The organism is Mesorhizobium sp. M0195, assembly GCF_040322115.1.
Taxonomy (GTDB): domain Bacteria; phylum Pseudomonadota; class Alphaproteobacteria; order Rhizobiales; family Rhizobiaceae; genus Mesorhizobium.
Window position 1 is genome coordinate 77,742 of the sequence record NZ_JAMYSV010000019.1, and the last position, 8,911, is coordinate 86,652.

6 protein-coding genes are annotated in these 8,911 nt (G+C 64.1%); 5 read left to right on the plus strand and 1 reads right to left on the minus strand.

The window, feature by feature from the left end; genetic code table 11:
• Nucleotides 1–12 precede the first annotated feature (12 nt).
• Nucleotides 13–711, minus strand: coding sequence for a nitroreductase (locus tag NKJ12_RS26315; RefSeq protein ID WP_254818152.1), 699 nt, complete (start codon nucleotides 709–711; stop codon nucleotides 13–15).
• Between the two features lie 276 nt (nucleotides 712–987).
• On the opposite strand from NKJ12_RS26315, the gene NKJ12_RS26320 reads away from it, so the two are divergent.
• The 5 genes from NKJ12_RS26320 to NKJ12_RS26340 all read left to right on the plus strand — a co-directional run bounded on the left by NKJ12_RS26320 (nucleotide 988) and on the right by NKJ12_RS26340 (nucleotide 8,654).
• Nucleotides 988–1,575 (plus strand): helix-turn-helix domain-containing protein, encoded by a 588-nt coding sequence (locus tag NKJ12_RS26320; protein WP_352505733.1) that lies wholly within the window; start codon nucleotides 988–990, stop codon nucleotides 1,573–1,575.
• 77 nt (nucleotides 1,576–1,652) lie between these two features.
• Nucleotides 1,653–4,106, plus strand: a complete 2,454-nt coding sequence (locus NKJ12_RS26325; protein ID WP_352706051.1) for a GcvT family protein — start codon at nucleotides 1,653–1,655, stop codon at nucleotides 4,104–4,106.
• On the plus strand, nucleotides 4,103–5,002 hold the full coding sequence (locus tag NKJ12_RS26330) for a homocysteine S-methyltransferase family protein (protein WP_352706053.1): 900 nt from the start codon (nucleotides 4,103–4,105) through the stop codon (nucleotides 5,000–5,002). The genes NKJ12_RS26325 and NKJ12_RS26330 overlap by 4 nt, the downstream gene beginning before the upstream one ends.
• Nucleotides 5,002–6,183, plus strand: coding sequence for a pyridoxal phosphate-dependent aminotransferase (locus tag NKJ12_RS26335; RefSeq protein ID WP_352706055.1), 1,182 nt, complete (start codon nucleotides 5,002–5,004; stop codon nucleotides 6,181–6,183). The genes NKJ12_RS26330 and NKJ12_RS26335 overlap by 1 nt, the downstream gene beginning before the upstream one ends.
• On the plus strand, nucleotides 6,180–8,654 hold the full coding sequence (locus tag NKJ12_RS26340; protein WP_352706057.1) for a GcvT family protein: 2,475 nt from the start codon (nucleotides 6,180–6,182) through the stop codon (nucleotides 8,652–8,654). The genes NKJ12_RS26335 and NKJ12_RS26340 overlap by 4 nt, the downstream gene beginning before the upstream one ends.
• Nucleotides 8,655–8,911 lie beyond the last annotated feature (257 nt).

An 8,911-nucleotide genomic window follows, 5' to 3' on the forward strand; every position in this document is an offset into this window, starting at 1 on the left:
CGCGTCGCCACGTTAGCTGGCGAACGTCACCCACTCTTCCAGCGGCGCGCGGTCGGTGCGGAATGCGTTTTCGGGCTTGGACGTGTCCTCATGGCCGAGCGCCATGCCGCAGACGACGATCTCCTCGTCGGGAATGTTGAGCACCGGCCTGATCTGCCGGTGATAGGGCGCGAAGGCAGCTTGCGGACAGGTGTGCAGGCCCCTGCCCCGCGCCGCGACCATGATGTTTTGCAGGAACATGCCGTAGTCGATCCACGACCCCTTGTTCAGCCGCCGGTCGACGGTGAAGATCATGCCGACCGGCGCATCGAAGAAGATGAAGTTGCGGTCGTGCTGCGCGCGCATCCTGTCGACCTCGCGCCGGCCGATGCCGAGCACGCCGTAGAGACCGAAGCCGTTGGCCCGCCGCCGCGTCAGATAGGGTTCGAAGAACTGGTCGGGATAGTAGCGATATTCGTCCCACTCCGCCTTTTCGGCGCGGATGCCCGAGCTGAGGATGGCATCGGTGATGCGCTGCTTGACCTCCCCCTTGGTCACATAGACCTTCCAGGGCTGCATGTTGGTGCCTGAGGGCGCGCGCGCGGCAACGGCGAGAATATCGCGGATGGTGTCGTCGTCGATCATATCGGGCAAGAAGGCGCGTACCGATCGACGCGAGGTGATCGCGTCATCGACGATCGCCGCCGCAATCCGGGAGTTGTTTTCCAGCATGGCCGTCCCTTTGCGTATGATCCCGAACCCGATTCTCCGGAAGGATCATGCGCCGACTAGAAGTGATGGAGCATCCTTGCGCGTCTTTTTGAACGCCCGATAAGCCTATCCGCCTCGACCGAACGCCCCACTCGCCGCTCGTGCGCCGAGCCTTTGCCCGAACCGTCAAAATGGCGCAAGTAAATCTTGTGGGCGCATGAAAATCCTCTTGATTTTTTCACAAACGTGCCTTCACATGAAATTTGCTGGGAATTTTTCACCGAAACAGGGACAGCTTTGCCCTCAACCGCGGCCAGATCGGAACAAGACAGCGGCGAACGGCTACTGGCCGGCGACATCCGCGCGTTGCGCAAGGCGCGCGGACTGACGCTTGCCGAGACCGGCCTCAAGCTCGGCCGCTCCGTCGGCTGGGTCAGCCAGGTCGAGCGTGGCCTGTCGATCCCGTCGCTCGGCGACCTCAGAGCCTTCGCCGAATTGTTCGGCGTGCCGGTCAGCCTGTTCTTCAGCCATGACGTGCCTGTCGAGACCGAGCGCGGCGTGGTCGTGCGCGCCGGCAGCCGACGCGTGCTTGGCACAAGCGATTCTGGCCTGGTGGAGGAGCTGCTGTCGCCCGATCTCGGCGGTAGCTTCGAGATGCTGCGTTCGGCCTTCGCCCCGGGTGCCGAGCTGAAGACCGAGGCGCGCCGGCCGACCGAGGAAGCCGGCTACGTCGCTTCCGGCAGCTTCGACATCGAAATTGCTGGCGTCTGGCACCGGCTTGGCGAAGGCGACTCCTTCCGCTTTGACGGCAAGCCGTTCCGCTGGCGCAATCCTGGAGCCGAGCCGGCTGTCGTCATCTGGGTGGTTTCGCCGCCTGTCTATTGAACGAATGCATGTCGCCCAAAAGTGCGTGGCGGTTTTGGGACAACGACATGCATCAAAACAAATAGTCGGAGAAGAACATGGCCGGTTTGCCGACCACGGCACGCGTTGTGATCATCGGAGGCGGTGTCGTCGGCGCCTCCTCGCTCTATCATCTCGCCAAAGCGGGCTGGATCGACTGCGTGCTTCTGGAGAAGAACGAGCTGACTTCCGGCTCGACCTGGCATGCCGCCGGCAACGTGCCGACTTTCTCCTCGTCATGGTCGCTGATGAACATGCAGCGATATTCGACCGAACTCTATCGCCGGCTGGCCGACGAGGTCGGCTATCCCATGAACTACCACGTCACCGGCTCGCTCAGGCTAGCCCATAGCGCGGAGCGCATGCAGGAATTCCAGCGCGCCAAGGGCATGGGCCGCTACCAGGGCATGGACATCGATGTCGTCGGGCTCGACGAGATCAAGCGTCGTTACCCCTTCATCGAGACGCATGAGCTGAAAGGCGCGCTCTACGATCCGAATGACGGCGACATCGACCCGGCGCAATTGACCCAGGCGCTGGCTAAAGGTGCCCGCGACATGGGCGCGAAGATCATCCGCTTCTGCCCGGTCACCGGCGTGCGCCGAGAAAACGACGAGTGGGTGGTCGAGACGGCGCAAGGCGAGATCCGCTGCGAGATCGTCGTCAACGCCGCCGGATACCGCGCCGCCGAGATCGGCAGGATGTTCGGCCGCGAGGTGCCGATGATGGTGATGAGCCATCAATATATCCTGTTCGAGGAAATCCCCGAACTGGCGGCGTGGTCGAAGGAAAAGGGCAAGAAGCTGCCGCTGCTGCGCGACGTCGATACCTCCTATTATCTGCGCCAGGAAAAGAACGGCATGAATCTCGGCCCTTATGAGCGCAATTGCCGCGCCCACTGGGTCGGCCACAACGACCCGATGCCCGACGACTTTTCGTTCCAGCTGTTTCCCGACGATCTCGATCGGCTGGAAGATTACCTGGCCGATGCTGTCGCCCGCGTGCCGATCCTCGGCACCGCCGGCCTATCCAAGGTCATCAACGGGCCGATCCCCTATGCGCCGGACGGCAACCCGCTGATCGGGCCGATGCCCGGCGTGCCCAACGCCTTCGAGGCCTGCGTCTTCACCTTCGGCATCGCCCAGGGCGGCGGCGCCGGCAAGGTGCTGGCCGAATGGGTGACCGAGGGCCAGGCCGAATGGGATATGTGGTCCTGCGATCCGCGCCGTTTCACCGCCTTCGCCTCGGCTCCGGATTATTGCGTTGCCAAGGGCATGGAAATCTACGGCAACGAATACGCCATCCAGTTCCCGCGCCATGCCTGGCCGGCCGGACGCGACCGCAAGCTGTCGCCGCTCCACGGCCGCATCAAGGCACTCGGCGCCCAGTTCGATGCCTATAATGGCTGGGAACGCGCCACCTGGTATGCGCAGCCCGGTGACGACGTCTCCGAACAAGCCACGCTGACTTTCCGTCGCGACGGGCCGTGGCAGCATCGTGTGCGCCAAGAATGCCTCGCCGTCCGCGATGCCGCCGGCATTCTGGACCTGCCGGGCTTTTCCCGTTTCAATCTCGATGGTCCAGGTGCGGCCGAATGGCTCAGCCTCCAGGTCACAGGCCTGGTGCCGAAACCCGGCCGCATCGGCCTCGTCTATTTTGCCGACGACAAGGGCCGCATCGTCACCGAAATGTCGGTGGTCCGCCACGACGAGAACCTGATGACGCTGATCACCGCCGCGGTGGCTCAGTGGCATGATTTCGAATGGCTGAAGTCGCGCGTCCCGAAGGACGCCGCATTCAAGCTGACCGACCGGACGGAGGAATACTCTACCCAGGTCCTCGCCGGCCCCAACTCGCGAAAAATCCTGGCCGAACTCTGCGCGGCCGACCTCACCCTGCCCTGGCTGACGCATCAGGAGACCAGTATCGCCGGACGTTGGGCAAAGCTGGTGCGCGTGTCCTTCGCGGGCGAGCTCGGCTGGGAAATCCACAGCAAGATCGATGACACCGCACCGATCTTCGACACCGTCTGGGCAGCTGGCCAGAAGCACGGCCTGAAACCGTTCGGCATGTACGCGCTGGATTCGCTGCGGCTCGAAAAAGGTTACCGCACATGGAAGGGCGACCTGTCGACCGCCTATTCGATCCTGCAGGGCGGGCTGGAGCGCTTCGTCAGATGGGACAAGCCTGACTTCCGCGGCAAGGCAGCGCTGCAGAACGAGAAGCAGCAGGGCGTCAAGAAACGCTTCATCACGCTTGTCGTCGAAAACCCCGGCGACTGCGATGCGCCTTATATGTCGACGCTGTGGCATGACGGCCGGATCGTCGGCGAGACGACGTCCGGCGGCTGGGGTCATCGTATCGACAAATCGATCGCGCTCGGCATGCTGCGCGCCGACCTGACCGAGCCGGGAACGGCGGTTGAGGTCGAGATCTTCGGCGAACGTTTTCGGGCGGTCGTGCAGGAGGATGAGCCGTTATGGGATCCAAAGAACGACAGGCTCAGAGCATGAAGAAAGTGATCCTCACCGATGGCGGCATGGGCCAAGAGCTGGTCCGCCGCAGCAGCTCCGAGCCGACGCCGCTGTGGTCGGCCAGGGTGCTCATCGACGAACCGGATCTGGTGCGCGACCTGCATGCCGAATTTATCCGCGCCGGCGCCCGCCTCATCACCATCAACACCTATTCCGCAACGCCGGAGCGGCTGGCGCGCGAAGGCGCGGAAGAGCTGTTCAAACCGTTGCAGAAGCTCGGCATAGAACTGGCAAGGCAAGCACGCGACCAGGCCGGCGACGCGGCGATCGCCGGCTGCCTGTCGCCGCTGTTCGGCAGCTATGCGCCAGCGCTGACGATATCCTTCCAGGATACGCTCGACGTCTATCGCCGTATCGTTGCCGAGCAGGCGGACGGCGTCGATCTGTTTCTGTGCGAAACCATGGCGTCGGCCAAAGAGGCGCGCGCCGCCGTCACCGCGGCATCGGAAAGCGGCAAGCCTGTATGGGTGTCGTGGACGCTCGCCGACCACGGCGCGCCGCGCCTGCGCAGCGGCGAAGCCATTGCGGCGGCGGCAAGCGCTCTCGACGGCCTGCCCGTCGCGGCCCGGCTGATCAATTGCTGCCGGCCCGAGGCGATCGCTGCAGCGCTCGCCGAACTGATCGCCCTCGGCGGGCCGGTCGGCGCCTATGCCAACGGCTTCACCTCGGTCGAGGCACTCAAGCATGGCGGCACCGTGGAAGTGCTGCACGCCCGCCACGACCTCGATCCGGATGCCTATGCCGGCCAGGCGATCGGCTGGGTCGAGGCTGGCGCTGGCATCGTCGGCGGCTGCTGCGAAGTCGGACCGGCCCACATCGCCGCGCTGCGCGACCGGCTCGAACAGGCCGGCTACGAAATTTCGGGAGTAGCATAATGCCGAGGCCATCATCGCGCATTTCCGGCATCGTGCCTTCGGGCAAGGATGGCTGGGAGGTTCATTCCGCTGCCTGGGCGCGCAAGCAGGCGGGCGAGGACATCATCATGCTGTCGGTCGGCGACCATGATTTCGACACGCCGGGCGAGACGATCGAAGCCTGCGTAACGGCCGTCCGCGCCAGCAATCACCACTACACGCCGCTTGCCGGCGTTCCACGCCTGCGCAAGGCCATGGCGGCGGCCTCGACGCGGTGCACCGGGGTTGCGACCAGCCCCGACCAGGTCATCGCCACGCCGGGCGGGCAGGCCGCGCTTTACGCGGCCATTCAAGCGGTTCTCGACCAGGGCGACCATGCCATCGTCGTCGCGCCCTATTACGCCACCTATCCCAACACCTTCAGTGCGGCGGGCGCCGAGTTCAGCGTCGTCGAGACCCCCGCCGAGGATGGCTTTCAGCCGCGCGCCGCCGACATCCGCGCCGCCCTTCGGCCGAACACCCGCGCCATCCTGATCAACACGCCGAACAATCCCACGGGCGCCGTCTATTCGCGCGAGCGCCTGGAAGAGCTGGCGCAGATCTGCCGCGAGCATGACCTTTGGCTCCTGTCGGACGAGGTCTACTGGACGCTGGGCGGCGGCGAGCACGTCTCACCACGCTCGCTGCCCGGCATGGCGGAACGCACGCTGGTCATCAATTCGATGTCGAAGAGCCACGGCATGACCGGCTGGCGCATGGGCTGGCTGACCGGGCCGGAATCAATGGTCTCGCTGTTGACCGACCTCAATCTGGTGATGACCTACGGCCTGCCGGCCTTCATCAGCCTCGCCTGCGCCGAGGCGCTCGAAAATGGTTACGGCGTCAAGGAGATCGCCGAGCGCTATGCCGCAAGGCGCGCCGTCGTTCTCGATGCCATGCGCGGTATGAACAACATCACCGTGCGCGGCTCCGAAGGCGGCATGTACGTCATGCTCGACATATCGGCGATCGAGCCGGACGACGAGAAATTCGCCTGGGCTTTCCTCGACCAGGAGAAGGTCGGCGTCATGCCCGGCTCGAGCTTCGGCGAGGCTGCAGCCGGCCACATCCGCTTCAGCCTCTGCCAGCCTGAGCCGGTGCTGATGGAGGCCGCCACACGCCTGCGCCGCTTCGCCTCCTTCTATCGCCGTGAGGCCGCATGAGCGCCTCGCCCACCAAAACCATTCCGACCAAGGCCATTCCTCCCAAAGCGAGGGCGGTCATCATCGGTGGCGGCGTCTCCGGTTGCTCGGTCGCCTATCATCTGGCCAAGCTCGGCTGGACCGATATCGTGCTGCTCGAGCGCAAGCAGCTGACCTCGGGCACGACATGGCACGCCGCCGGCCTGATCGGCCAATTGCGCGGCTCGCAGAACATGACGCGGCTGGCGAAATACTCGGCCGACCTCTACGTCAAGCTGGAGGCCGAGACCGATGTCGGCACCGGCATGCGCCAGGTCGGCTCGATCACGGTGGCGCTTACCGAGGAGCGCAAGCACGAGATCTATCGGCAGGCGTCTCTCGCCCGCGCCTTCGATGTCGACGTGCGCGAGATTTCGCCTGATGAAGTCAAACAGATGTACCCGCATCTCAATGTATCCGATGTGGTCGGCGCCGTGCACCTGCCGCTCGACGGCCAGTGCGATCCGGCCAATATCGCCATGGCGTTGGCCAAGGGCGCGCGCCAGCGCGGTGCAACGATCGTCGAGAACGTCAAGGTGACCAAGGTGCATACCAGGGCCGGCCGCGTCACCGGCGTTTCCTGGGCGCAGGGCGACGAGCAAGGCCTGATCGAGGCCGATATCGTCGTAAACTGCGCCGGCATGTGGGCACGCGAACTTGGCACCCAGAACGGCGTCACCATCCCGTTGCACGCCTGCGAACATTTCTATCTCGTCACCGAGCCGATCGCCGGGCTCTCCCGCCTGCCGGTGCTGCGCGTGCCGGACGAGTGCGCCTACTACAAGGAAGATGCCGGCAAGATGATGCTCGGCGCTTTCGAGCCGGTGGCCAAACCCTGGGGCATGGACGGCATAAGCGAGGATTTCTGCTTCGACCAGTTGCCGGAGGACATGGATCATTTCGAGCCGATCCTCGAAATGGGCGTCAACCGCATGCCGATGCTGGCCACCGCCGGCATCCACACCTTCTTCAACGGTCCCGAGAGTTTTACGCCCGACGACCGCTACTATCTCGGCGAGGCGCCGGAGCTTTCCGGCTACTGGATGGCGACCGGCTACAATTCGATCGGCATCGTCTCCTCCGGCGGCGCCGGCATGGCGCTGGCGCAATGGATCAATGACGGCGAGGCGCCCTTCGACCTCTGGGAGGTCGACATCCGCCGCGCCCAGCCGTTCCAGAAGAACCGCCGCTATCTCAAAGAGCGCATCTCCGAAACGCTCGGCCTGCTCTATGCCGATCATTTTCCGTACCGGCAGATGGCAACCTCCCGAAACGTCCGCCGTTCGCCGCTGCACGAACATCTGAAGGCACGCGGCGCCGTGTTCGGCGAGGTCGCCGGCTGGGAGCGCGCCAACTGGTTCGCCAGGCCCGGCCAGGAGCGCGAATACCGCTATTCCTGGAAACGGCAGAACTGGTTCGACAACCAGCGTGAGGAGCATCTGGCGGTCAGGAACGGCGTCGGCCTGTTCGACATGACCTCGTTCGGCAAGATCCGCGTCGAAGGCCGCGACGCCTGCGCCTTCCTGCAAAGGCTCTGCGCCAACGACATGGATGTGGCGCCGGGCAAGATCGTCTATACCCAGATGCTCAACCAGCGCGGTGGCATCGAGAGCGACCTCACCGTCTCGCGGCTGTCTGAAACAGCCTTCTTCCTCGTCGTGCCCGGTGCGACGCTGCAGCGCGATTTAGCCTGGCTGCGAAAACACCTTGCCGACGAGTTCGTCGTCATCACCGATGTGACCGCTGCCGAAGCCGTGCTCTGCCTGATGGGCCCGGATGCGAGAAAGCTGATTCAAAGGGTGAGCCCCAACGATTTTTCAAACGAAAACAACCCGTTCGGGACGTTTCAGGAGATCGAAATCGGCATGGGGCTGGCCCGCGCCCACCGCGTCACCTATGTCGGCGAGCTCGGCTGGGAGCTTTATGTCTCGACCGATCAGGCCGCCCACGTCTTCGAGGCTATAGAAGAAGCCGGCGCCGACGTCGGCCTGAAGCTATGCGGCCTGCACACACTGGATTCCTGCCGCATCGAAAAGGCCTTCAGGCATTTCGGCCACGACATCACCGACGAAGACAATGTGCTGGAGGCCGGCCTTGGCTTTGCCGTGAAGACGGCCAAGGGAGACTTCCTCGGCCGCGATGCGGTGCTGAAGAAGAAAGAAACCGGCCTATCACGTCGGCTGGTGCAGTTCCGCCTGAACGACACCGAGCCGCTGCTCTTCCACAACGAGGCGATCCTGCGCGACGGCAGGATCGTCGGTCCGATCACCTCGGGCAATTACGGCCATCATCTCGGCGGCGCTATCGGGCTTGGTTACGTGCCTTGCAAGGGCGAGAGCGAGGCGGATGTCCTGTCGTCGTCCTACGAGATCGAGATCGCCGGCGAGCGCTTTGCCGCCGAGGCGTCGCTTAAGCCGATGTACGATCCGAAGGCGGAACGGGTGCGGATGTAACTCTTTTCCTTCTCCCCTTGTTGTGGGAGAAGGTGGCCGAGCGAAGCTCGGTCGGATGAGGGGTGTTGGAAGGATCGCTACCTCAACGGAATTAGCGTTTAGCGCTCCCGTCCCAATCTTCCCACGCCGCGTTTCTTCCAGCACCCCTCATCCGGCTCGGCGCTACGCGCCGATCCACCTTCTCCCACAAGGGGCCTGTTGCGTAATTCGCTGATTGTGATTCTCTGAGACGAAGCTCGGAGGGAATCGCGATGGCA